The 24344-nt window shown below is 64.1% G+C and carries 27 protein-coding genes; 11 read left to right on the top strand and 16 right to left on the bottom strand.

Features of this window, described 5'->3' with window-relative positions:
• A complete protein-coding gene (locus tag M2427_RS02705; protein ID WP_280704568.1) occupies positions 1-318 on the bottom strand; it encodes a polyhydroxyalkanoic acid system family protein in 318 nt (105 codons plus the stop codon).
• A gap of 181 nt (positions 319-499) precedes the next feature.
• Here M2427_RS02705 and M2427_RS02700 point away from each other — a divergent pair, with 181 nt between their 5' ends.
• Positions 500-664: a DUF3309 family protein gene (locus M2427_RS02700; RefSeq protein ID WP_007595743.1), complete on the top strand. Its 165-nt coding sequence runs from the start codon at positions 500-502 to the stop codon at positions 662-664.
• A 63-nt stretch (positions 665-727) separates the two neighbouring features.
• Here the strand turns inward: M2427_RS02700 and ligD are convergent, their stop codons facing one another.
• A complete protein-coding gene (gene ligD, locus M2427_RS02695; protein ID WP_280704567.1) occupies positions 728-3397 on the bottom strand; it encodes a DNA ligase D in 2670 nt (889 codons plus the stop codon).
• 116 nt (positions 3398-3513) lie between these two features.
• Here ligD and M2427_RS02690 point away from each other — a divergent pair, with 116 nt between their 5' ends.
• Entirely contained in the window at positions 3514-4398 is an 885-nt protein-coding gene (locus M2427_RS02690) for a Ku protein (protein WP_280704566.1), read from the top strand.
• A 160-nt stretch (positions 4399-4558) separates the two neighbouring features.
• Here the strand turns inward: M2427_RS02690 and M2427_RS02685 are convergent, their stop codons facing one another.
• From M2427_RS02685 to M2427_RS02655, 7 genes are all read right to left on the bottom strand, one after another.
• Positions 4559-5248, bottom strand: a complete 690-nt coding sequence (locus M2427_RS02685; RefSeq protein ID WP_280704565.1) for a response regulator transcription factor — start codon at positions 5246-5248, stop codon at positions 4559-4561.
• Positions 5245-7968, bottom strand: a complete 2724-nt coding sequence (locus tag M2427_RS02680) for a sensor histidine kinase KdpD (protein ID WP_280704563.1) — start codon at positions 7966-7968, stop codon at positions 5245-5247. Before M2427_RS02680 ends, M2427_RS02685 begins: the two co-directional genes overlap by 4 nt.
• Before the next feature lie 40 nt (positions 7969-8008).
• Positions 8009-8614 (bottom strand): K(+)-transporting ATPase subunit C, encoded by a 606-nt coding sequence (locus M2427_RS02675; RefSeq protein WP_280704562.1) that lies wholly within the window; start codon positions 8612-8614, stop codon positions 8009-8011.
• A gap of 108 nt (positions 8615-8722) precedes the next feature.
• Positions 8723-10837, bottom strand: a complete 2115-nt coding sequence (gene kdpB / locus M2427_RS02670; RefSeq protein ID WP_280704561.1) for a potassium-transporting ATPase subunit KdpB — start codon at positions 10835-10837, stop codon at positions 8723-8725.
• A 17-nt stretch (positions 10838-10854) separates the two neighbouring features.
• A complete protein-coding gene (gene kdpA, locus M2427_RS02665; protein ID WP_280704560.1) occupies positions 10855-12558 on the bottom strand; it encodes a potassium-transporting ATPase subunit KdpA in 1704 nt (567 codons plus the stop codon).
• 109 nt (positions 12559-12667) lie between these two features.
• Positions 12668-12757, bottom strand: a complete 90-nt coding sequence (locus M2427_RS02660) for a K(+)-transporting ATPase subunit F (protein ID WP_035677463.1) — start codon at positions 12755-12757, stop codon at positions 12668-12670.
• 11 nt (positions 12758-12768) lie between these two features.
• Positions 12769-13029: a hypothetical protein gene (locus M2427_RS02655; RefSeq protein ID WP_280704559.1), complete on the bottom strand. Its 261-nt coding sequence runs from the start codon at positions 13027-13029 to the stop codon at positions 12769-12771.
• Positions 13030-13192: 163 nt separating this feature from the next.
• On the opposite strand from M2427_RS02655, the gene M2427_RS02650 reads away from it, so the two are divergent.
• The 8 genes from M2427_RS02650 to M2427_RS02615 all read left to right on the top strand — a co-directional run bounded on the left by M2427_RS02650 (position 13193) and on the right by M2427_RS02615 (position 18302).
• Positions 13193-13660 carry a hypothetical protein gene (locus M2427_RS02650; protein ID WP_280704557.1) on the top strand — a complete coding sequence of 156 codons (468 nt, stop codon included), beginning with the start codon at positions 13193-13195 and terminating at the stop codon, positions 13658-13660.
• 137 nt (positions 13661-13797) lie between these two features.
• Complete coding sequence (locus tag M2427_RS02645) at positions 13798-14046, top strand: hypothetical protein (RefSeq protein WP_280704556.1); 249 nt, start codon at positions 13798-13800, stop codon at positions 14044-14046.
• Between the two features lie 25 nt (positions 14047-14071).
• Entirely contained in the window at positions 14072-14989 is a 918-nt protein-coding gene (gene dapA, locus M2427_RS02640; RefSeq protein WP_280704555.1) for a 4-hydroxy-tetrahydrodipicolinate synthase, read from the top strand.
• Between the two features lie 128 nt (positions 14990-15117).
• Positions 15118-15309 carry a hypothetical protein gene (locus M2427_RS02635; RefSeq protein WP_280704554.1) on the top strand — a complete coding sequence of 64 codons (192 nt, stop codon included), beginning with the start codon at positions 15118-15120 and terminating at the stop codon, positions 15307-15309.
• A gap of 18 nt (positions 15310-15327) precedes the next feature.
• Complete coding sequence (locus tag M2427_RS02630) at positions 15328-15705, top strand: hypothetical protein (protein WP_280704552.1); 378 nt, start codon at positions 15328-15330, stop codon at positions 15703-15705.
• A gap of 101 nt (positions 15706-15806) precedes the next feature.
• A complete protein-coding gene (locus M2427_RS02625) occupies positions 15807-15932 on the top strand; it encodes a hypothetical protein (RefSeq protein ID WP_280704551.1) in 126 nt (41 codons plus the stop codon).
• A 93-nt stretch (positions 15933-16025) separates the two neighbouring features.
• Positions 16026-16661, top strand: coding sequence for a uracil phosphoribosyltransferase (gene upp / locus M2427_RS02620; protein WP_280704550.1), 636 nt, complete (start codon positions 16026-16028; stop codon positions 16659-16661).
• 33 nt (positions 16662-16694) lie between these two features.
• Positions 16695-18302 (top strand): AMP-binding protein, encoded by a 1608-nt coding sequence (locus M2427_RS02615; RefSeq protein WP_280704549.1) that lies wholly within the window; start codon positions 16695-16697, stop codon positions 18300-18302.
• Here M2427_RS02615 and M2427_RS02610 read toward each other — a convergent pair.
• Genes M2427_RS02610 through M2427_RS02585 form a run of 6 tightly spaced genes read right to left on the bottom strand, consistent with a single transcriptional unit; the run spans position 18271 to position 23695 of the window.
• A complete protein-coding gene (locus tag M2427_RS02610) occupies positions 18271-19182 on the bottom strand; it encodes a flagellin (RefSeq protein ID WP_280704547.1) in 912 nt (303 codons plus the stop codon). The genes M2427_RS02615 and M2427_RS02610 overlap by 32 nt on opposite strands.
• Before the next feature lie 18 nt (positions 19183-19200).
• Entirely contained in the window at positions 19201-20976 is a 1776-nt protein-coding gene (flgK, locus tag M2427_RS02605) for a flagellar hook-associated protein FlgK (protein ID WP_280704546.1), read from the bottom strand.
• 18 nt (positions 20977-20994) lie between these two features.
• Positions 20995-21456 (bottom strand): flagellar protein FlgN, encoded by a 462-nt coding sequence (locus M2427_RS02600; RefSeq protein WP_280704545.1) that lies wholly within the window; start codon positions 21454-21456, stop codon positions 20995-20997.
• Positions 21457-21465: 9 nt separating this feature from the next.
• On the bottom strand, positions 21466-21726 hold the full coding sequence (locus M2427_RS02595; RefSeq protein WP_280704544.1) for a hypothetical protein: 261 nt from the start codon (positions 21724-21726) through the stop codon (positions 21466-21468).
• A 3-nt stretch (positions 21727-21729) separates the two neighbouring features.
• Positions 21730-22995 carry a flagellar hook protein FlgE gene (gene flgE, locus M2427_RS02590; protein WP_280704543.1) on the bottom strand — a complete coding sequence of 422 codons (1266 nt, stop codon included), beginning with the start codon at positions 22993-22995 and terminating at the stop codon, positions 21730-21732.
• Positions 22996-23026: 31 nt separating this feature from the next.
• Positions 23027-23695 carry a FlgD immunoglobulin-like domain containing protein gene (locus tag M2427_RS02585; RefSeq protein ID WP_280704542.1) on the bottom strand — a complete coding sequence of 223 codons (669 nt, stop codon included), beginning with the start codon at positions 23693-23695 and terminating at the stop codon, positions 23027-23029.
• Between M2427_RS02585 and M2427_RS02580 the strand changes: the two genes are divergently transcribed.
• The gene (locus M2427_RS02580) at positions 23595-23855 is read left to right on the top strand and encodes a hypothetical protein (protein WP_280704709.1); all 261 of its coding nucleotides are present in this window, start codon (positions 23595-23597) and stop codon (positions 23853-23855) included. The genes M2427_RS02585 and M2427_RS02580 overlap by 101 nt on opposite strands.
• A gap of 100 nt (positions 23856-23955) precedes the next feature.
• Here the strand turns inward: M2427_RS02580 and M2427_RS02575 are convergent, their stop codons facing one another.
• On the bottom strand, positions 23956-24228 hold the full coding sequence (locus M2427_RS02575) for a hypothetical protein (RefSeq protein WP_280704541.1): 273 nt from the start codon (positions 24226-24228) through the stop codon (positions 23956-23958).
• Positions 24229-24344: the final 116 nt, after the last annotated feature.

Here is a 24344-nt window from a genome sequence, read left to right as displayed (position 1 = left end):
CTACTTCCCGTCATCCTTGGTCAGCAGCAACTGTCCGCGCTTGCGGATGGCCGCCTGTGCCATCTCGGCAAATCGCTGCAACAACCAGGGCAGCACCACCTCGACCTTCACATGATCGTCGGCGACATCGACCTGGCCGCTCGCAATCTGGCCGAGCGCGCGGATACGAAAGTTCATGCTGTCGCCGCTCCAGCGCTCTTCCTCGACTTGCATCACGGGGATGCTCGCTGCGGCGCGGCCGAGCCCGGCCTTGAGCCGGCGCACTGCCTCTTCGCGGCCCAGGCGATGCGGAATGGAGACGACTAACGGTGCTGACATGGCCCTGCCCTGGTGACTGATCCTCACATAGTCATGCCGGGCGAAGCTGCAAAGGTTCCATGCAAGTTGGGACCTGTGGACCCGTTTCAGAACCGGAACTTTAAAACATGCGGCAAGTTGCCCTCGCACAACGGGACAGGTTGCAACGACCCTTTCAAGCAAAGGGCTGGAGGAGATTCGCATGTCTATCGGTACGATCATTCTGATCATTTTGGTCATCGCCCTGCTCGGCGGCTTCAGCGGCATCGGCGGCGGCCCGTTCTACGGCACCGGCTATTACGGCGGCGGCGGCCTCGGGCTCGTCATCGTCATTCTGCTGATCCTGCTATTGCTTGGGCGGATCTAGCAAGCTTCGTGGGGTGGGTTAGCCCTCGGCTACGCGAAGCGTAGTCCGAAGGCGTAACCCACCCTACTTCATTTTCGCAGCAAGCTTCTTCATCGCCGCCTTGATCGACGCAGCGGCATCGTCATAACCATCCCACGCCTTCGAACGCGGCAATATGCCTGGTACGCTGCGCACCGTGTAGCGCTTCGGATCAAGATCGCCCTTCACCTGCGCCCAGGTCAGCGGCATCGACACCGTCGCGCCATCGCGCGCGCGCGGCGAGAGCGGCGCGACTGCCGTGGCCAGCCGGTCGTTGCGCAGATAGTCCAAAAAAATCTTCCCGTTGCGCAGCTTCTTCGACATGTTGAGCAGATAGCGTTCGGGATCGTCGTCGGCCATCCACTGGCAAACCCCTTGCGCGAACGCCTTGGCTTCTTTCCAGCTCACCTTGTCGCGTGCGCCATGCAGCAGCGGCACCACCACATGCAGGCCTTTGCCGCCGGTGGTCTTGCAGAAGCTCCCCATGCCGATATCTGTGAGCCGCTGCCGCATCTCCTTGGCCGCCTCCACGACATCGGCGAATTCGACATCCGGCGCGGGATCAAGGTCGAACACCAGCCGGCCCGGCGTATCATAGGCATCCGGCGCGCAATTCCAGGGATGCAGCTCAACGCCGCCGATCTGCGCCACGGCGGCAAGGCCCTCGACGCGGTCGATCTGCAGATAGGGCTTGCGATCGCCCGAGACCTTGGCGAGCTCAAGCAGGTTCGACGTGCCCTGCATCGCATGGCGCTGGAAAAACGTTTCACCACCGATCCCGTCAGGCGCGCGCAGGATCGAGCAAGGCCGCCCCTTGATATGCGCGATCATCCACGAGCCGACGGCCTCGAAATAGCGGGCGAGATCGAGCTTCGTGACGCCCTCGCCGTCGCCGCCATCGGGCCACAGCTCCTTCTCCGGCTTCGAGATGACGACGCCCATCACCTCGGCTGTGCCCTTCCCTTTCGCGGGCTGCGCCGGAACGCGCTTTCTGGCAGAAGGCTGCGCGAGCTTGATATCCACAGGCGTTTCCGCCTCGACCTCCTCGGCCGGCTTGTCCTGCCGCAAGCCCTTGAACGCAGCCTGACGAATATTGCCATCGGCCGTAAACCCGGCGAATTCGATCTCTGCAACAAGCTCGGGCTTCAGCCAATGCACGTCGCGGGTCTTTTTCGGCGCATTCTCGCCGCCGAAGGGACTTTCCTTGGCGGCCATGGCTTTCAGCGACGGCATGAGGCGCTTGACCTTGTCGGCACCAAATCCGGTCCCGACCATTCCGACGAAAGCGAGATGATCGTCGCGATGCACGCCCGCCATCAGGGAGCGGAATTTTCCATTGGTCGTCTTCCAGCCGCCGATCACGACCTCGTGGCCGGCACGGCACTTTGCCTTGCTCCAGCTTTCTGTGCGACCGGAGCGATAGGGCGCGTCCAGTTTCTTCGACACCACGCCTTCGAGCTCGAGCTTGCAGGCCGATTGCAGCACCGCATCGCCACCGCTCACGAAGTGCTCGACATAACGGATCTGGCTGGACTTCCGCTTGCGTGCCTCCAGCAAAACCTTCAGGCGTTCCTTGCGCTCGCCAAGCGGCAGACGGCGGCAATCGAATCCGTCAGCGAACAACAGATCGAAGGCAAAGAAGATCAGTTCCCCAGTCTTGCCGTCCGACAGCGCCGCCTGGAGTGAGGAGAAGTTCGGCGCCCCATGATGGTCGAGCGCCACGATCTCGCCGTCGATCAGCGCGTCCGGCAATGCGCTGGCCTCTTCTGCGATCGACGCAAACTTGTCGGTCCAGTCGAGGCCTTTGCGCGTCTTCAGCGTAGCCTCGCCATCCTCGACCCGAAGCTGCACGCGATAACCGTCGAACTTGATCTCGTGGCACCATCGGTCGCCTGACGGCGGCCGCTCGACCGGCGTACAAAGCTGCGGCGCAACGAAGTCCGGCATCTCCGAGACCTTCTTGGCCGTTGTCGCGGTCGTTGCCTTCATTTTTGAGGCCTTGCTCTTCGCAGGCCTGCCGCTCGTCAACGCCGCGCGCGGCGCCGGCTTGACGGTGCGCCCCCGCGTCTCCTCGGCGCGGTTGGATTGCCAGACTGCATCCGCCTTGCCCTTGCCCTTCGCCAGCATGAACGGCTTTGGCGCGCGCCCCTTTCCATCGGCGATCTGATCCATGGCGCGGCCCGACGCCACCGACTTGTCTTCGCTGAGAATGTCCTGATCCTCGCTGGCATATTCGTCGCGGTGCTTGATCAGCAGCCAGTTGGTGCGCTTTTCGCCGCCGCGGTTGCGCATCCGCACCAGCACCCAGCTTCCATGCAGCTTCTCGCCGTGCAGCGTGAATTTGAGATCTCCCTTCTTGAAACCGGCTTCCGGATCGTCGGACTCCCAAGTGCCGCGGTCCCACAGCATCACCGTGCCGCCGCCATATTGGCCGTCGGGAATGGTCCCTTCGAAATCGCCATAATCGAGCGGATGGTCCTCGACCTCGACCGCCAGCCGCTTGTCTTGCGGATTGAGCGAGGGGCCCTTCGTCACCGCCCAGGATTTGAAGACGCCGTCGAATTCGAGGCGGAAGTCGTAATGCAGCCGGGTCGCGTCGTGCTTCTGGATAACGAAGCGACGCTGTTTCGACGGCGCGACTTTCGTCTTGCCGGACGGCTCCGGCGTCTTCTCGAAATCACGCTTGTTTCGGTAAGTGGAGAGTTTTTGCAGCACGACCGGTCCCGCTTCTCATTCGGCATTCAGCCTAGCATGGCAAAAGTCCCACCCGGAACCAAAACCCAATGGGGCGGTTGGGGTTCCAAAACGCCTTGGAATCACTGGAGAATGGAATGGCTCCGCGCGCCTATTGGAAGGGAACGTTGAAACTCTCGCTGGTCAGCTGCCCGGTCGCGCTCTATCCCGCGACGACCGCCGCCGAGAAGACGCGGTTTCACATGATCAACCGCGAGACCGGCAACCGGCTCAAGCAGCAGATGGTGGATGCCAAGACCGGCGAAATCGTCGAGAGCGACCAGAAGGGTCGCGGCTACGAGCTGCGCAGGGGCAAATATGTCGAGATCGAGCCGGAGGAGCTCGAGGCCGTCCAGATCGAGAGCAACCACACCATCGACATCGAGAGCTTCGTGCCGAGCGAGGAGATCGACCAGCGCTATCTGAACCACCCCTATTACATCGCGCCGGAAGGCAAGGCCGCGGTCGACGCCTTCGCCGTGATCCGCGACGCCATGAAAGACCAGGACCGCGTCGCCCTCGCCAAGATCGTTCTCACCAACCGCGAGCACATCATCGCGATCGAGCCGCTCGGCAAGGGCCTGCTCGGCACTACCCTGCGCTTTCCCTACGAGCTGCGCGACGAAGACCAATTCTTTGATGAGATCAAGAGCCCGAAGATCACCAGGGACATGGTCGAGCTCGCCGGCCACATCCTGCACACCAAGGCGGCGCATTTCGACCCGAGCAAGTTCAAAGATGAGTATGAGACCGCGCTCAAGGCGCTGGTGAAACGCAAGGCCAGCGGCAAGAGGATCGAGCTGCCCGTGCCGGAGGAACGGCCGAGCAACGTCGTCAGCCTGATGGATGCTCTAAAGCAAAGCTTGAAGGGACGAGGCGGCAAGAAGACAGCGGCGAAGTCGCATGCGCGGCGGGCGTCGGGGCGGCAGCGAGCGGCGAAGAAGGCGCACCGTTCGACGGCGCGGCAGCGGAAGGCGGGGTGATCTTAGCCGTCGTTACAGCTCGCGCCGCACCGTCATGCCCGGGCTTGTCCCGGGCATCCACGTCCATCCGAGCACGCCGAAGCGCGTGGATGGCCGGGTCAAGCCCGGCCATGACGAGTGTGCCCAAAGCGGCGATTTACGTTGCCTTTACGCCCGGTGCTTAATCCCCCGCCTTCAGCCGATACCCGATCCCCGTCTCCGTCAGCACATATTGCGGGCGTTCCGGATCGGCCTCGATCTTCTGGCGGAGCTGGCGGACATAGACGCGCAGGTATTGCGCGTCGGTCAGCTCGTCCCAGAGTTCCTTCAGCAGGAAACGATGCGTCAGCACCTTGCCGGCGTGCTGGACCAGCACGCGCAGGAGGTCGTATTCCTTCGGCGACAGCTTGATCTCGCGTTCGCCGAGCTTGACGATGCGGCGGACGAGATCGACCGAGAGATCGCCGGTGCGAAATACCGGACGTTCGCCCTGCACCTGCAACTGATGCCGCAGGGCCGCGCGCAAGCGCGCCAGGAGCTCGTCCATGCCGAACGGCTTGGTCAGATAGTCGTCGGCGCCGAGATCGAGCGCCTGCACCTTGCCGGCTTCGTCGCCGCGACTCGACAGCACCACGATCGGAACGGCCTCATTGCGGGCACGGATGGTGCGCAGCAGCTCGTGGCCCTGGATGTCGGGCAAGCCGAGATCGAGGATGATCAGCGCGGGCTCCTCAGTGAGCTTCTCCAGCGCGATCTTGCCGTTCGACGCCTCCAGGATCTCATAGCCCTGCGTCGTCAGCCCCATCCGCAGCAATTTGCGGATCGGCGGCTCGTCGTCGACCACCAAAACCTTGATCGGGGCAGCACTCATGCGGCAGTATCCAATGCTTGGGTCTGCGCCGGAACAGGCAGACGGATGGTGATTACGGCTCCGCTCCGGTCGCCGCGATTGGCGGCCGTGATGGTGCCGTGCATCGCCTCGACAAAACCGCGCGAGATGGCGAGCCCGAGCCCGGTGCCGGGGCGGACATGGTCGCCCTTTTGCACACGGTAGAATTTGTCGAACACACTTTCGAGCTCGTCGGGTGGGATGCCGGCACCTTCGTCGGCGATTTGCAGTATCACCTGATTTCGCTCGCGCTCGCTCTTGATCGAAATGGCGGTCTCGGCCGGTGAATATTTCGCGGCGTTGTCGAGCAGGTTGAACAAGACCTGCTCGAACAATACGGCATCGAGCTGGAGCATCGGCAGATCGGCTGCCAACACCAGTTCGACCTTATGCGAAGTGAGGATCTTGGATGCACGCCGCAGCGCGCTGCCGACGATTTCACTGAGATCGTGCAGCGCCGTGTTGGGCACGATGGCGCCGGATTCGAGCTTGGTCATGTCGAGCAGATTGGCGATGAAGCGGTTGAGCCGCTCGGACTCGTCGATTACGGTTGCCAGCAGATCGCGCTTCTCGGTGTCGGACAGCGCGCCGGCGAGATCGCGCATGGTCGATGCCGCGCCCAGCACGGAGGCGAGCGGCGTTTTCAGATCGTGCGAGATCGAGGTCAGCAGCGCCGAGCGCAAGCGCTCGGATTCGACGGTGCGCTTGACGCGGTCCATGTCTTCGACCAGCAGCACGCGTTCGATCGCGAGCGCGCCCTGATCCACCAGCGCATCCAACAGCCGGCGCTGGTCCGGCGTCAGCAGCGGACCCGTGCGGTCGTTGTCAATGCCGATCACGCCGATCGGGCCGCGACCGGTGCGCATCGGCAGGAACAGCCGCTTGGCGCCCGGCAGCGTATCCGAACCCCGACCGGCGGAACGGTCGTTGCTCCAGGCCCAGTTGGCGGCGGCGAGATCGGCCTGGTCGAGCTGGTCTTCAGGTGGATAGCCGGACTTCACCGTGAGCAGCCCATCCTCCGGCAGCAACAGCACCACCCGCACCTTCAGCATCAGCGCGATCTGATAGGCCGAGGCCCACAGCACGTCGTCGAGGGTCGCGGTGCCGGCCAGCTTGCGGCTGAAGGCATAGAGCTGCTCGGTAGTCCTGATGCGGCCGATCGCGGTGTCAGCCTGCGTGCGCACGCGCGCAGCGACATTGGACACGATCATCGCCACCACCATGAACAGGACGAAGGCGGCGACATTGGTCGGGTCAGTGATCGTGAAGGTGTAGATCGGCGGCAGGAAGAAAAAATTGTAGGACAGAGAAGCCGCGACGGTCGCAAGCAGAGACGGCCACAGACCATAGCGGACGGCAACGGCCACCACTGCCGTGAGCAGCACGAGGTCGACGTTCTCGATACCGAAATAGGGCTGGATCAGCTCGGCGGCGCCGAGGCCGACCACCACGATGCCGAGCGCCTTCAGATAGGGCAGCGGATTGAACGGTTCGGACCGCGCCGCGGTCTGCACCGCCGTCTTCGGCACCGCCTCGTCCGTCAGCTCGTCGCCGGGAATGACGTGAATGCTGATATTGCCGGCGCGGCGTACCAGATCATGCACGACGGAGCCGCGCGTGATTTCGAACCAGCGCGAGCGGGTCGACTTGCCGATCACGATCTGGGTGACGTTGTTGCCCTGCGCGAAGTTGATGACGTCATCGGCGATGCGGCGGCCGACCGCGGGAATCGTCAGCGCCTCGCCGCCGAGCGATTCGGCGAGCCGCAGCGTATCGGCGAGCCGGTCGCGCTCCTGGTCCGAGAGCTGAAGCGAGCGCCGCGTCTCGATCGAGATCGCGGTGAACTGCGCGTGCAACCGGTCGGCCAGACGCTTCGTATAGCGCACGAGCCCGGCCGCACGCGGGTCCTCGCTGACGCAGACGAGAATGCGCTCGCCCACGGCCCAAGGGCCGGCGATGGCGTTCGCCTGCATGTGAGTAAGCAGCTGCTCGTCGACCCGCTCGGCCGTGCGCCGCAGCGCGAGCTCGCGCAGCGCCGTGAGATTGCCCGGCGAGAAGTAATGCTCCAGCGCCCGCTCGGCCTGCTTGGGGACGTAGACCTTGCCTTCACGCAGGCGCTGGATCAGGTCGTCGGGAGTAAGGTCGATCAGCTCGATCGCATCGGCACGGTCGAAGACCGAATCCGGCACGGTCTCGCGCACCCGCACATGGGTGATCTGGGCGACGACGTCGTTCAGGCTCTCGATGTGCTGGATGTTGACGGCGGTGTAGACGTCGATGCCGTGGGAGAGCAGCTCCTCGACGTCGAGATAGCGCTTTGGGTGTCGACTGCCGGCCGCGTTGGTGTGGGCGAGCTCGTCGACCAGCGCAATCTTCGGCCGCCGCGCGATCACCGCGTCGAGGTCCATCTCCTCGACGATCTGCCCGCGGTATTCGAGCCGCTTGCGCGGGACCACTTCGAGCCCCCGCACCAGCGCCTCGGTCTCGGCGCGGCCATGGGTCTCGACGAAGCCGACCACGACGTCGATGCCGGCCTTGCGCTTGGCATGGGCGCTTTGCAGCATCTCGTAGGTCTTGCCGACGCCGGGGGCGGCGCCGACGAAGATCTTCAGCTTGCCGCTCGCGCTCTCCTCGCGGCGCGCGGCTTCCAGCAGCGCCTCCGGCGACGGACGTTGTTCGGAATCGCGGCGCTCTCGAACCATGGTGCGAATATAGCCATCCGTGTGCCGCGAGCCTAGACCGCTACTTCGCGGGTGCACGATCCAGTGCGAGGTTCAAGGCGAGAACGTTAACCCGGGGTTCGCCGAGCAGGCCGAGCAGACGGCCTTGCGTGTTGGCGGCGACGAGCTGGTTGAGCTGCTCTTCCGAGACGTTTCGCGCCTTGGCGACGCGCGGCACCTGGAATTGGGCTGCCTCCGGCGAAATATCGGGATCGAGGCCGCTGGCCGATGTCGTGACCAGATCGACCGGAACGGCGGCCTTCGGGTTTTCGGCCTTCAGCTTGTCCACGTCTTCCTTCAGCCGGTCGGCCAGCGCCTTGCTGGTCGGGCCGAGATTGGAGCCGCCCGAATTGGCGGCGTTGTAGGGCGCCGGCACCGTCTTGGTCGAATCATTCGGATCCGTCGCAAGTGTCGCCGAGGGGCGGCCGTGGAAATATTTGTCGTCCTTGAACTCCTGGCCGATCAGGGCGGAGCCGACCACCTTGCCGTCCTTCTCGATCAGGCTGCCTTGCGCCTTGGCGGGAAAGATCGCACCGGCAATGCCGGTCATGGCGAGCGGATAGGCCAGGCCCGTGATGGCAGTGAGCACCAGCAAGAGGACGATGGCGGGGCGGATTTCTCTGAGCATGTTAGGTCTCCAGTTGCGTCGTCGTTGCGAGCGAAGCGAAGCAATCCAGGATCTTTCCGTGGACACAGTCTGGATTGCTTCGTCGCTTCGCTCCTCGCAATGACGGGGTTAGGCCAGGTGCAGGGCGACAACGACGAGGTCGATCGCCTTGATACCGATGAAAGGAATGACGATGCCGCCGAGGCCGTAGATCAAGAGGTTACGACGAAGCAGCGCGCCAGCACCGACCGCGCGATAGGCAACGCCCTTCAGCGCCAGCGGGATCAAGCCGATGATGATCAGCGCGTTGAAGATGATCGCCGACAGGATGGCGCTCTGCGGGCTCGACAGGTTCATGACGTTGAGCACGTTGAGCTGCGGGTAGAACGCCAGGAACATCGCCGGGATGATTGCAAAATACTTTGCGACGTCGTTGGCGATCGAGAAGGTCGTCAGCGCACCGCGCGTCATCAAGAGCTGCTTGCCGATCTCGACCACCTCGATCAGCTTGGTCGGATTGGAATCGAGGTCGACCATGTTGCCGGCCTCGCGCGCGGCCTGGGTGCCGGTGTTCATGGCGACACCGACGTCGGCCTGCGCCAGCGCGGGCGCGTCGTTGGTGCCGTCGCCGCACATGGCGACCAGCTTGCCCTTGGCCTGCTCGTCGCGGATCAGCTTGAGCTTGTCCTCGGGCGTTGCCTGCGCCAGGAAGTCGTCGACACCGGCTTCCGCCGCGATCGCCGCGGCGGTCATCGGGTTGTCGCCGGTGATCATGACGGTGCGGATGCCCATGCGGCGCAGCTCGGCAAAGCGCTCACGGATACCGCCCTTGACGATGTCCTTGAGCTGGATGACGCCGAGCAGCCGGCCGTCCTTGGCAACAGCCAGCGGCGTGCCGCCCGCCTTGGCGATCTCGTCGGAAATTGCCTGAATCTCTCGCGCCATGTCCGAACTCGGGGACGGTTGAATGGCGCGTACGGCGTTCCCCGTGGCGACCGCCTGCGCGGAGCCGCCACCGATGTAGTTCAGGATGGCATCGACCGCGCCCTTGCGCACAGATGACCCGCCGGCATCGACGCCGCTCATGCGGGTCTGCGCCGTGAACGGAACGAACGTTGCGCCGAGCTCCGCCATATCGCGGCCACGGATGCCGTACTTCTCCTTGGCGAGCACGACGATCGAACGACCTTCCGGTGTCTCGTCGGCAAGCGAGGCGAGCTGGGCAGCGTCCGCCAACTCCTGCTCGGTCACGCCACGCACGGGACGGAACGCAGTCGCCTGGCGGTTGCCCAGCGTGATGGTGCCGGTTTTGTCGAGCAGCAGCGTGTCGACGTCGCCGGCAGCCTCGACTGCGCGGCCGGACATGGCCAGCACGTTGAAGCGGACCAGGCGGTCCATGCCGGCGATGCCAATGGCCGACAGCAGCGCGCCGATCGTAGTCGGGATCAGCGTCACGAACAACGCGACCAGCACGATCACCGAGATCGAGCCGCCGGCATAGGCCGCATAGCTCGGAATGGTGACAGTGGCGAACACGAAGATGATGGTGAGGCCGGCGAGCAGGATGTTGAGCGCGATTTCGTTCGGCGTCTTTGCACGCTCGGCACCCTCGACCAGCTTGATCATGCGGTCGATGAAGGTCGAGCCCTGAGCCGCCGTGATGCGAACGCGGATCCAGTCGGACAGCACCTGCGTGCCGCCCGTCACCGCCGAGCGGTCGCCACCGGATTCGCGGATCACGGGCGCGGATTCGCCGGTGATGGCGGCTTCGTTGACGGAAGCAACGCCCTCGATCACCTCGCCGTCGGACGGGATGGTATCCCCGGCCTCGACCAGCACGACGTCACCGACCTTCAGGCTCGTACCCGGCACGAGCCTGAAGTCCCTACCCGCGCCGCTCAGCAGCTTGGCCTGGCTTTCGGTGCGGGTCTTGCGCAGCGATTCCGCCTGCGCCTTGCCGCGGCCCTCGGCCACCGCTTCGGCGAAATTGGCGAACAGCACGGTGAACCAGAGCCAGAGGATGATCTGGAAGGTGAAGCCGAGATTTGCGCCCCCCGTGAAGAGGTCGCGCAGGAAGATCACCGTGGTGAGCGCGGCCACGATCTCAACCACGAACATCACTGGATTCTTGATCATCAGGCGCGGATCAAGCTTAACGAAGGAGGCGCTGATTGCGGGCACGACGATCTTGGGATCGAGCATCGCCGACATCGGAGCGCGCTTTTGCAGTTTCATGGTTTCCATGGAGGTCACTCCAACAATCAGAAGACGTTACCGGCGTTCATCGCGAGATGCTCGACGATCGGGCCGAGTGCGAGAGCCGGGAAGAAGGTGAGGCCGCCGATGATCAGGATCACGCCGACGACGAGGCCGACGAACAGCCCGCCGGTGGTCGGGAACGTGCCCGCCGACGGCGGGATCGATTTCTTGGCGGCGAGCGAGCCCGCGATCGCCATCGCCGGCACGATCATGAAGAAGCGGCCGACGAACATCGCGGATGCGAGCGTCAGGTTGTAGAAGAAGGTGTTGCCGGTGAGGCCCGCAAAGGCCGAGCCGTTGTTGCCGGTCGCCGACGTATAGGCGTAGAGCACCTCGGTAAAACCGTGCGGTCCGGCATTGGCCATCGAGGCCACCGCCGCAGGATAGACCACGCCGACCGCGGTCCAGCCGAGATACATCAGCGGCAGCACCAGGATCGCCAGCATCGCCATCTTGACCTCGCGCGCCTCGATCTTCTTGCCGACATATTCCGGCGTGCGGCCGACCATCAGACCTGCGACGAAGATCGCGAGCACGACGAACAGCAGCATGCCGTAGAGGCCGGCGCCGACGCCGCCGACGATGATTTCCCCCAGTTGCATGTTGATCAGCGGGATCATGCCGCCGAGCGCGGTGAAGCTGTCATGCATGGCGTTCACGGCGCCGCAGGAGGCGGCCGTGGTGATCACGGCGAACAGCGAGGACGCGACGATGCCGAAGCGGACCTCCTTGCCCTCCATGTTGCCGCCGGCAAGGCCTAGCGCCTGCAACGTCGAAGTGCCATTGGCTTCCGCCCAATAGGTAACGGCGACGCCGGCGACGAACAGCACGCCCATCACGGCCAGGATCGCCCAGCCCTGGCGCTGGTTGCCGACCATGCGGCCGAACACGTTGGTCAGCGCGGCGCCCAGCGCGAAGATCGACAGCATCTGCACGAAGTTCGACAGCGCGGTCGGGTTCTCGAACGGATGCGCGGCGTTGGCGTTGAAGAAGCCGCCGCCGTTGGTGCCGAGCATCTTGATCGCAACCTGCGAGGCCACCGGCCCGACCGCGATGGTCTGCTTGGCGCCTTCAAGCGTCGTCGCATCGACATAGTCTCCGAGCGTCTGCGGCATGCCCTGCGAGACCAGGAATAGCGTGTAGACAACGCAGATCGGCAGCAGCACGTAGAGCGTGCAGCGCGTGACATCGACCCAGAAATTGCCGACCGTGCGCATCGAGGCGCGCGAGAAGCCGCGGATCAGCGCCACCGCAAGCGCAATGCCGGTGGCCGCCGACAGAAAGTTCTGGTGGGTGAGGCCCACCATCTGCACGAGATAGGAGATCGTGCTCTCGCCGCCGTAATTCTGCCAGTTGGTGTTGGTGATGAAGGAGATCGCGGTGTTGAACGACAGATCCTCCGCAACCGCGACCTGCCCGGCCGGATTGAAGGGCAGCACGGCCTGAAGGCGCATCACGCCATAGATGATGAGGAAGCCGCCGACATGGAACAGCAGCATGGCGACCGTGTAGGTCAGCCAATGCTGCTCGCGCTTCTCGTCGACGCCGGAGATCCAGTAGATGCCGGCCTCGATCGGGCGCAGCACCGGCGAGAGAAATGTCTTCTCGCCGCTGAAAACGCGCGTCATGTACCAGCCGAGCGGCTTTGCAAGCGCGACGATGATGACGCAGAATAGAATGATCTGGAGCCAACCGATCACAGTCATGGAATCAACCCTTCAGGCTTGGTGTCCGGCGCAACAGCGGCGGCAGCACCGCAAGCAGGCAGCCGACGAGCGCAGCGTCGGCCAGCAACAATTCGAGAAGCAGCACGGCTCAGAACCGCTCCGGCCGCAGCAGCGCATAGGTGAGGTAGATCAGCAGGCCGAACGAGACGGCACCGGCGAGCGTATAATCAAAGATCATGATGCGCTCCGTCACAGCCGTTCGCAGGCGTAGGTGTAACCGATCGCCAGCGCGAAGAACGCCGCAGCCAGCGCCAACATGAGAATGTCCATCATGGGATACTCCTCGTTGCGCTCAGTCCTGGCGCAACTATTCCGTAGTTTTGGACGGACATCTTGCGATGGATCAAAATCGATCCACGTAGCGCCGACCAGGATTTTCACAGCGGTGAAGTGCCACTGCCGCCATAGGTTTTCGAGACGAGGGCTATGACAAAAATATAGGAATTCCATAAAGAGCGATCCGGCCGGCCGCGTGGCCGCGCCCCTGATGCCCCCTCCCCGTCTTTATGAAATTCCTATATCTCCCGGCCCCATTCCATCTCGTTTTCCAATGCCCGTCCCACCATCCTGAAGAGGCCGGCCGACTGACCGACGCCCATTCCAGGACGCTGCCATGACCGTCGCTTTCCGCCATTTCGATCCACCATCCCTCAGCGAGCGCCTGCGCAACGCGCAAGGCATGACCGGTCCGCTGATGCGCGAGATCATGGACAAGGCCTGCCGACGAATCCCCTCACTCCGCCAAAGCGAGCGCACGGCGCGCCTGATGCAGCTGATCGATGCGGGGGCCTGGACCGATGCCGCGCTGGCGCTGATGGAGCTCGAGCTGCCGCTGTGGCACGTCCGCCGTATCGCCTATGACGAAGGCGAATGGCATTGCGCGCTGTCGCGTGAACGCGAACTGCCTGACTGGCTCGACGCGGCCGTCGAAGGCTGCCACGGCGATCTTGCGATCGCGCTGCTGTCGGCCTTTATCGAAGTCCAGGCACTGGCCGTGGACGTCTCTCGGCCGAGCGTTCCCAGCGTGCGCCCTGCCCCGGATGCGCTGTATGAGCCGGTCGCCTGCGAGAATATCGGCTGAGCGGGTACGAGGCCTTATGGCGTTCCTATGAGATCGCCGCGCGCTCTCTCTCGAAATCATATCCATTGAGCAAGATATTGATCGGGCGATGACGGGACGAGATCCCGCAGCGTCCGTCAATTGGAAGGAATATTTCCGTGAAATTCGTCGAACCTCCCTCGTGCAGCGCCCTCTCAAGTATCGTTTTCGTCGGCCGGAACCACCGGGGTCAGTGGATCGCCCAGGAGCAGAACGGCCTGTTCGGCGGCTTGTTCGTCAGCCGTGCCGAGGCCTTCAAATACGCATTGTTCGAGAACGGACAGCATCCCGAGACCATCGTCGAGCTGCCGCGCGAGATCGAGCTCGACATGGGTAGCCGCCCCAACCTGCCGCAGCGCGCCGCCTGAGCCGGCGCCTTCAGGCGGACAAGCCATGTTCATCCCTCCCTCAGCCTGGTTTACCGGCTTCATTCCCGATCTGCCGTCGCCGTTCGATGCGTCGGATGGAATCGATCTCAAGGCATTCGCCGCGCAGTGCGAGCGCCAGATCGCGGCGGGTGTTCCTGCGCTCGTGGTTTGCGAAACAGCGGGCGAAGCACCAACGCTCTCGCCCGCCGAACAGACGCTCGTCATTCGCGCCGCGGTCGACGTCGCCCGCGGTCGCGCGCGGGTTATCGCGGGCGCCATGTCGAATGCGACCAGCCGCGCCGTCGAGCTTGCCCGGCGCGCGGAGGCGGCCGGTGCCGACGCCATCATGTGTGCGGTGCCTTCCTACAACAAGCCGATGCAGGAGGGCATGCTCGCGCATTTCCGCACGATCGCCGGCTCGACAGGCCTGCCCGTGATCCTGCACGACGCGCCCTCCCGCACGTTGCGCCCGCTCGCCGACGAGACACTTCTGCGTCTGGTCGAGTCCCGCCAGTTCGTGGGCTTGCGCGATGGCAGCGGCGATGTCGCCCGGCCGATGCGCCTCAGCCGGCTACTGCCGACGGGCTTTCGCCTGCTGTCCGGCGACGACGCCACTACCTTCGGCTACCTCGCCGGAGGCGGTGACGGCGCGATTTCGGAGATCTCCAACATTGCGCCGGATCTCTGCCGCACGATCTTCTCGCAAGTTAGGCAAGGCCGCCTGCAAACTGCGCGCTATCTGCACAAGCGCCTGATCCCGCTGATCGCCTGCCTCTCCAAGGAAAGCCCGTCCGCGCTCAAATATGCGCTGAGCACGCTGGGCCTGATGTCGCCGGCAACACGGTTGCCGATCGTGCCGCTGGATGACGCGGCTCGGGCCGAGGTCATGAGAGCCTTCGTTGCGATTGCCGACGAAGAGCTGATCGATGGCCTCGGCGCGTAGAGCGCGCCTTTATGGCGTTCCTATGCGACAGCACCAGCGCCCGTCTCGCATTCCTATGCGGCAATGCTCATCATGAGAGGCATGATTGGGGCGGCCGCCGTGTCGCCCCAGGGACAAGGACTTCCGACATGTCGATGCTGACACATGACTTTGAACGGCCCTTCAACTGGGCCGAACGCCCGATGCGTATCTCTGGCGAGCGCAAGGCTCAGCTCAAGCGCGTCGCGTTGCGCGCGCTGGCCGCGCTCACCATGGGCGGCGTGCTCACCGCGCTCATCGCACTGAAGACTACAATCTTTGTCTGGAACCTCCACGCCTGACCGACGGCAAAGACCATCATGACCTTGCAGATGTGTGAGGAGGCCGCCATGGCCGCGATTGCTCTTCAAACCCCTCATCGCCAGGCACGGCAGGTGCCGGCGGCAGAACTCAAGCCGCTGGACCCTGACGTCGTCAGCACTGCCATTCCGGCCTTCTTCATCGGCCGCAACCAGGCAGGCCTCTGGGTCGCGCGCGAGACGAACGGGCGCGCCGGCGGCCTGTTCTTGCTCAAGAGCTCCGCCGTCGATTTCGCCAATCGTCAGAGCGCGCCAACGCGCTGCGCGCTGGTGTTTCCCAGCGAGACCTTCGAGCTCGACATCGAGAACCGCGGCAATCCGCTGATCGTACTTGCGGAACAGGCCAGGCGGTTTCTGGCGCGCCTCGCCGCGAGGTAACACGCCATGATCGAGCTCAAGATCGCCATACTGCTCGCGTTGATGGCCGCGCTGCTGCTCGGCCTGCGCGCCACGGCTGAGCCCGCCTCGGACAGCTAGACGTGCAGCTCCTCAAGGGACATCTCGAGCATGCGGCCACGATCATCCTGACCATGGCACTAAGCCTGGTCTGGGGCGCGGTCCTGACGATCGTGATCACGCTCGCCGCGCGGGGCCTCGGCGTCTAGATCCCCATCGCCCGGCCAGGGGCGCTTCGCGCCCTGCGGAAAATGGCCCGGCCGATCTGGCGCCGCTTCGCGGAACCGTGTTAGATCGGCTGCATGAGCACAAGCAGCGTCAATGTCGTCGCCCATCCCCTGGTCCAGCACAAGCTTTCCCTGATGCGGGAGAAGGACCGCTCGACCAAGAGTTTTCGGGAGATCCTGAACGAGATCGGGATGCTGCTGGGCTACGAGGTGACGCGCGACCTGCCACTGGAGCTGGTCGAGATCGAGACGCCGATCTCGCCGATGCAGGCGCCGAAGATCGCCGGCAAGAAGCTCACGCTGGCGCCGATCCTGCGCGCGGGCGTCGGCTTCCTCGACGGCATGCTGGCGCTGATGCCCTCGGCCCGTATCGCCCATATCGGGCTCTACCGCGATCCCGACACATTGCAGGCTGTGGAATATTACTTCAAGGCGCCGCAGGACCTGTCCGACCGCACCGTCATCCTGATGGACCCGATGCTGGCGACCGGCAATTCGGCCAGCGCCGGCGCCTCCCTCCTCAAGGACCGCGGCGCCCGCGACATCCGCTTTGTCTGCCTGCTATCGGCACCCGAGGGCATTGCGAAATTCCAGAGCGAGCATCCCGACGTGCCGATCTGGACGGCTGCGATCGACGAACGGCTCAACGATCACGGCTACATCGTGCCGGGCCTGGGCGATGCCGGCGACCGGATGTTCGGCACCAAGTAGACAGGTCTGCGCGGGCGGGCTACTCCGGTTGCCATGCATGCCGACGATGTTTCACTGCATTCGCTGATCGGATCGGAGATCGCCGCCGATCCCGCCTTCATGTTCGACGGCACGCCCGTCTCACGCGCGGAATTCTCGGGAAAGATCGAGCAGACGGCGGCGTGGCTGGCCGCACGAGACATCGGCAAGGGCGACGTGGTTGCCGTCTGGCTGTTCAACCGGGTCGAATGGATCGCGCTGCTGTTTGCCGCGGCCCGGCTGGGTGCGATCGTCGCCGCCGTCAATACACGCTACCGCAGCGCAGAGGTCGTGCACCTCCTGAAACTATCAGGCGCAAAGCTGTTGGTGGTCGAGGCGGCGTTCCGCTCGATCGATTTCGAGTCCATTCTCGCCGACATCGCCAAGGCTGATGTCCCCGCGTTGCAAGAGCTCGCGGTGGTCGGTGCGGATGCGATCGCGGTACAATGGCCCTGCGTGCGCTTCGACGCCTTCGACGAGCCCTATCCTCCAGCCCCCTCCCAGGCCGACGTCGATCTGCCCGTGCTGCTCTACACCACTTCGGGCACGACCAAGGGACCAAAACTGGTTGCGCATTCGCAGCGAACGCTCGCGAGCCACGCCAAGGCCGTTGCCAGAGCGCTCCAGCTCTCCCCGCAGCGCCACTCGCTGCTGGCGATGCTGCCGTTCTGCGGCACTTTTGGCATGACGAGCCTGCTCGGCTTCATCGCCGCCGGCGCGACCATCCACGTGCTCGACGCCTTCGAGGCCGCGCCGGCACTCAAGATCCTCACCGAGCACAGGATCACGCACAGCTTTGGCTCCGACGAGATGTTCCGCCGCATCCTCGCCCTCACTGAAGCGCCGCGGCCGTTCCCGCATCTCCAGGTCTGTGGCTTCGCTGCGTTCCAGCCCGGCTGGCGTGAGCTGGCTACGGAGGCCCAGGCGCGTGGTCTGCCGCTGTTCGGCCTCTATGGCTCCAGCGAGGTGCAGGCGCTGTTCTCGATCGCGCGCGACAGCGATACCTTCGCTGATCGCATCGAGGGCGGCGGCTGGCCGATGTCACCAGACGCACAGGTTCGCGTGCGCGACACCGAGACCGGCGAGCTTGCGGCGCCGGGCGTCTCCGGCGAGATCGAGATCCGCGCGCCGTCGTGCTTCCTCGGCTATTTCAACAATCCAGAAGCGACGCGCGACGCGATCACTGCGGACGGCTTCTTCCGCACCGGCGACATCGGCCGTATCCGCGGCGGCGCCTTCGTCTACGAGACCCGCGCGGGCGATGCCTTGCGGCTCGGCGGCTTCCTGGTCGCGCCCGGCGAGATCGAGGACGAGCTCAAGGCCTGCGCGGGCGTTGCCGATGCGCAAGTCGTCGCGGTCGATCTGAAGGGCCAGGCGCGCTGCGTCGCCTTCGTCATTCCAGCAGGAACCTCGCCACAACAGGATGCGCTGACGGCACGCCTGCGCGAGCGGCTCGCCGGCTACAAGGTGCCGGCGCGGATCTACATCGTGGACGCCTTTCCGGTCACCGACAGCGCCAACGGCGTCAAGATCCAGCGCGCAAAGCTCCGCACCATAGCGATGGAGCGGATCGCGGCCGAACAGGCCCAGCCTATTTCAGATAGCTCGCCAGGTTCATGCTGAGGATTTTTGACATCGCCGAATAGGACGCGGTGAGCTGCGCCTGGTAGGTCGAGAGTTGGGCGGTGATGGCGGCGACATCGACGCCGGTGAGGTCATTCGACAGGCTCTCGGCATAGCTCTTGTAGTCGGTCTGGCGCGCGCTCGCCGTCTCGATCGAAGACGCCGAGCTGGAGAGCTTGGCCTGCACTGCTGCAGTGTCGTCGAGTGCCGTGCTGGCGAGATTGAGCGCGCTGGAGATGTCCGAGGACGACAGCGAGGTGCTGTTGGCCACGAATTTCAGCACGCGCATCACTTCTTCGAACGCCGAATTGTCGGCGTTCACACCATAGGACACGGTGTCGTCGTTGGCGACACGCACCGAGGCGATCTCGTCATCGCCCTTGTAGTAGCTGGTGTCCGCCGTGGTGGTCGAGCCCGTCCCCGACGAAAAGCTGGTGAGGTCGACCGGTGCCGTGTCGGTCTTGCCACCGGCGAAGACATACTGGCCGTCATATTGCGTGTTCATCAGCGACCCCATCTCCTGGAGCATCTGCTGGGCCGAGGAAATCACCGAGGTCGTCTCGGTCGAGCTTCCGGTCGACGCCGCGCTGAGCTGGGAGCGGAGCTGCGTGACGATGTCGGTCATGGAGCCGACGGCCGAGTACATGACCTGGACCTTGCTGTCGGCGAGCGTCGCCGCATCGACATAGGACTGCGCGCGCGTCACCGAGACCTGGAGATTGACGACATGCTGCGCGTTCGAGCCGTAACCCGCAAAATCGGTCGAGACGACGCCGGAGGACTCCTGAACCTGCTCGTTGGCCATGACCGACTCGACGCGCATGGCGTCGGAAATCATCTTGCTCGACTGAGCAAAGGTGGCGATCCGCATCGCGACCATGATGCCCGCTCCCTCGCCTTACGACGACTGAACGGCGGTGATCAGCGCCGAGTACATCGTGTTGATCGCCGAGATCAGCGCGGAAGCCGCCGAGTATTGGTTCTGGAGCGTACTTAGATTGGCCGACTCTTCGTCGAGATTGACGCCCGACTGCGACGACAGCGAGCTCGCATAGGTCGACTGCGCGGTCTCCTTGGCGGTGTAGTTGGTAGAAGCCTGCGAGGATTTGCTCGCGACATCGGATACGATGGCCGAGGCATAGTCGGCGAAGGAGCCGGTGGTGGCGGCGAGCCCGCCTGTGGAAGAGAACGTCCGGGACGCCGTCAATGCGCTGGAGAACGCGTTGACCACGGTCGCGGACCCCGAGGTCAGCACAGAGCTGCCGACGGTGAGGCTCGACGAGGAATCCAGCGTCGCAAGCTGCAACTCGCTGGAGCCGGTCAGGATGCTGCTGTTGACCGCGATGTCAGACGCGCTGGTGCCAGTCACGAGGTCGTTGAGGCCAAAATAGTCGGAAAACCCTTCGCTCGAACTGCCGATCGAGCTCGTCATCTCGTTGATGGCGACGCCATTGCCCGAGCCGGTCGCGGTAATCGCGAGATGGCCGTTGGCATCGATCGATGCCGACATCCCGGAGATGCCGTTGATGGCGGTGACGAGATCACCGACCGTCGAATAGGATGACAGGTCGAGATCGCTGTAGGAAACCAGATTGCCGCTCTTGTCGGTGACGGCCAGCCGCACCGTACCCGTGGCCGACAAAGCCGTACTGCTGGTGACGCCGGTCGTCCCCGTCAGGGACGTCGGCGCCGGGACCGAGGACGCGCTGTTCGAGACGGTATTGACCGCGGAAGCGAGCTGCGTCGCCAGCTGGTCGAGCTGGGACTGTGCCGCCGGCAGGGTCTTGTCGCGAAGCGTGATCAACCCGCCGATGCTGCCGCCTGATATCTGCGAGGTGATGTCGACGCCGTTCACCGTGATCGCGCTGAAACCGCTCGACGACGAGCCGGCGGTGTAGGTCGTCGACGACGACACGTTGGCAGCCGACGTATAGCTGATCTTGTGCGCGGAAGAGTCGACCAGCGCCTGCCCGGTCGTGGTGTAGACCTGGAGATCGCCGTTCGACGCCGTATAGTAGCTGACGTTCATCTTGGAGGCGACGTCCTGGAGCGCAGTGTTGCGCTGGTCCTCCAGGTCAGCGGTCGACTGGCCGGCTGCAGCCGTCTGCTTGATCTCAGCGTTCAGATCCGCGATGTTCTGCAGGTCCGTGTTGACGCTGTTGATCGAGGACGAGATGTCCTGATCGGCATTGGAGCGGAGCTTCTGGATGCCGCTCGATGTCTCCCGCAACTGGCTCGTGACGTCGTCGAGCGCGCTGACGACGTTGGATTGCAGCGAGGCGCTGCTCGGCGTGCTCGCCAGCGACGACAGCGCCGACTCCAGCGAGGCGATGCCGTTGGCGAGCGAGGTCCCGGTCGACGAACTGCTCGTGCTGCTGGTCGAGCCGTAGAGCTTTTCCAGCGATGTCAGATAGGTGTTGGTCGTGTCGGCCGAGCCGAGATCGGAGTCCGCACTGACCAGCGACTTCAGCAGCAGCTTGTCCACCGTCGAGGTGATGCCGGTCACCGTGACGCCGGTGCCGACGCCGTTGGTGACGCTGCTCGACTGGTTCGCGGTCTTCTTGGTATAGCCCGTCGTGTCGGCGTTCGAGATGTTCGACGACGTCACACTGATCTGGACCGAGGTGGACGACAGTCCACTGAAGGCGATCGATCGTGCGATATCGAGCGACACGGCGGGCTCCCCTGCTCGTCAGGCGCTGCGGTTGGTGCCGCTGGAGACGGCGCGTGCAGCGACGCGGCCGGAGGCGCCATAGGGCGACACCGCGGCGATCTGTTCGCGGATCGCCTGCATGACCGCCTCGATCCTGCGGTTGCTGGCCTCGATCGCCGCGCGCAGGCGCACCAAATTCTCGTCCATCGCCGCGCGCAGCTTCAGGATCCGATCCAGCAGTTGCTCGCGCAGGATCCGGTCGCGCACGTTCAGCGTGGCCGTTCCGGCGGCGCATTCGGCGACGGTCCGCTCAAAAATCTCGGCCAGGCGGTTCTTTTCGTCGACCTGCTTCAGGCGCGAGGCCGGCAGGCCCTTGGCGAGCTCGGCATTCTCCTCCGCGACCAGCACGGTGAGAACGTCGATCAGCTGGATCAGCGACTTGATCCGCGCGTCGCCATTCGTGGCATTGGTCCTGGTGGTTTGGGCTACACTCATGGTCATCGCCTTCTTCTAATTATGCCGCTTGCCACGTTGGATTTGCGAATTGCGCAAATAGGCGCCGATCGCGGTCGTCCTGACCGTGGCCTGTCTCATCTGCCCCTCAACCTCGGCGCACTCCTTCATCAGACCGCGGCGGGTCGTCTCGATATCATCGAGCAACGCAACGAGCTGCTTGTGGTCGCTGTCCCTGACACTCCCGGCTCGCGCCACCAGGCGCTGCAGCCGACGCAGCAACACCTCTCCGGCGGCGCTGGCCTTGTCACCGCGCATCGCTCACCTCATCGCCGAAATGAGCGTGTCGTACATCTTGTTGACGGTCGAGATGACCTGGGAGGCAGCGGAATAGGCCTGCTGTGCCGAGATCATGCTGGAGAACTGGCTGGAGGTATCGGTGGTCGAGGATTCCAGCTCGCTGCCATAGATCGTGCCCGCGCCGTTCTCGCCGGACGCCTGCAATGCGGCGTTCCCAGACGTCACGGTCGCCGAATAAAGGCCGTCGCTCGCAGCAGAGAGCCCGGTCGGATCGGCAAAGGTCGCCACCGCGATCTTGTAGATCGCGATGGTCTGGCCGTTCGAATAGGTGGCGTCGACGATGCCGCTCTTGCCGATAGAGATGCTGGAGAGCTTGCCGTAGGACAGGCCGTCCGAGGAGATGCTGGTGACGTTGACGGTCGGCGTCGTCTCGCCCGAGGCATATTGCGTCAGACCGTCTGTCTTGCCGGCGGTGCCGAGATTCATCGTGATGGTGCTGTCCGTCGCGCCATCGGTCCAGCCCGTGACTTTCACCGTTGCGGGGCTTGGGCTGGTGCTGGCAAGCGAACCATCGCTGTTGAACGTAATCGCGATCGTGCCCGAGGCCGTGCCGGTCGCGGTCGTGGTACTCGATGTCGAGGTCGGATTGGCAAAGCTTGCGCTCCAGGTATTGGTCCCGGTCTTGGTCCAGGTGACCTGCATCGAGTTCGCAGCGCCGAGCGAATCGTAGACCGTCATCGAGCTGGTGTAGGTATCGCCGGTCGCGGCGTCCGACGGCAGATTGGCTGCAATCGTGGTCTTGGTGGTGGCGCTGCCGCTGGTCGAGGCGACCTGGGTGTTGATGGCCTGCAGATTGCTCGCCGATTCATTACCGACGACGTTTCCGTCCGCGTCAGTGCGCCAGCCTTCGAGGTAGCTGCCATTGTTCTCGAGATAGCCGGCGTTGTCGGTCGAGAAAGCGCCGTTGCGGGTGTAAGACGTGGTGCCGCCTGAGGTGGCGCTGGTCACGACGAAGAAGCCGGAGCCCTGGATCGCGACGTCGGTGGCGTTGGAAGTCGTCGCGAGCAGGCCCTGCTGCGTGATGTTGGCCCGGCCCGAGACCGTGACGCCGCCGGAGGCATAGGCCGTCGTGTTGCTCGATGCGGTGACGAGATCGTCGAACATCGCCGACGTCGTTTTGTAGCCTGTCGTAGAGGAATTGGCGATGTTGTCGCTGATCATCGACAGGGACTGGCTCTGCGCGCTGAGCGCCGAGATCGCCGAGGACAATGCACCGGTGAGACTCATGATGGAACTCCAGAGAAATCGTGACGAAGGATCAGGACGTGACGCCGATGATGTTGGCGGCGCTGACGGAGACGCCGTTCACGGTCAGCGACGGCGTTGAGGTCGACGTGTCGATACCCGTGACCGTGCCGGTGACGGTCGTGTAGTTGAGCACCGAGTTGCCGGCCGAATCCGTCGCCGTCACCGAAATGGTGTACTGGCCGCCGTCGGTGAGCTGGGTGCCGCTGGAATTCTTGCCGTCCCAGGTAAAGCTGTTGGAGCCGGCATTGCCGGTCCCTGTGCCGGTGTAGACAGTGTTACCCGAGGAGTCCTTCACGGTGATCGAAACGTCGGAGGCGGCCGATGACAACGAATAGCCGAACGTCGCCGAGCCATTGCTCAGCGTCGACGTGTCAGTCTTCGCCTCGACGGTGTGGCCGATATAGTTGACCGAGTTGAGCGTCACGAGGCTCGAGAACGAACTCGAAAGCGAGGTCAGACTGGAGTTGATCGACTGCTGGGAGGTGAAATTGGCGTAGGAGGTGAGCTGATTGACGAGGTCGGTGGTCGATGTCGCGTTCAGCGGATCCTGGTTCTGAAGCTCGCTGACGAGCAGGCTCATGAATTCGGTGGACGTCAGCGTCGAACTGGACGACGTGCTCGAGGACGACGATGTCGTCGTGGCGGCAGTCGTTGCAGAACTCGTCGCGGAAACTGTCATCAGGGACTCCGGGTTTCCCGCGCAGCCGGTGACAAGGATGTCGATCAGCGCGCTTGAAATCTGTGTGCTGATGAAACGCGTGGACGCGCCGATTCAGGCGCGGATTCACCCGCGCGAAAATCGCCTTCGACACGGCAAAATCTGCCGTGTGCGTGGGTGAGAAGCGTGATGATGTCGAGACGACCTGAAGCTGGGCTCTTTCGTCCCGCGAGCGGGGCGAGGTGAAGAAGCAAGCATAGAGACGTTGGAAGAAGAGCCGATCAGCTCTCGGCCGTCTCGCCTTCGGTGCGCGGCTCGGCGGTGTCGCTCTTCATTTTCGCGGCAGCGGCGGCGATGCGATCGGCGAGGCCGACCGGCGCCCGCACCGGGGGCGCGGCGAGTGCACGGCGCAAGGCGCGCATCTCTTCGAGCAGAGCCTGGGCGGCCGAGGAGTGCTTCAGCAGCTCTTCAGCAGGCAAGCGACGATCCTCGGGCCAGCGCGAGAGATCCTCGCCCAGCCGGTCGATCAGTTCCTCAAATTCGGTGACGTCCATCGCCCGCCGATCCCGCCTCGGTCAGGCCCGTCATAAAGCATTGCTGGTGCGGCGGAAACCGGTTTCCGCCGGCCTTGTGCGCCAAAACCGCCCGGAGCATTACGGAAACTGGCTCA

It is taken from the genome of Bradyrhizobium sp. BR13661, from assembly GCF_029892425.1.
Classification (GTDB): domain Bacteria; phylum Pseudomonadota; class Alphaproteobacteria; order Rhizobiales; family Xanthobacteraceae; genus Bradyrhizobium.
Note: the sequence above shows the minus strand (reverse complement) of the source record. Positions and strands in the feature narration are given on the sequence as shown.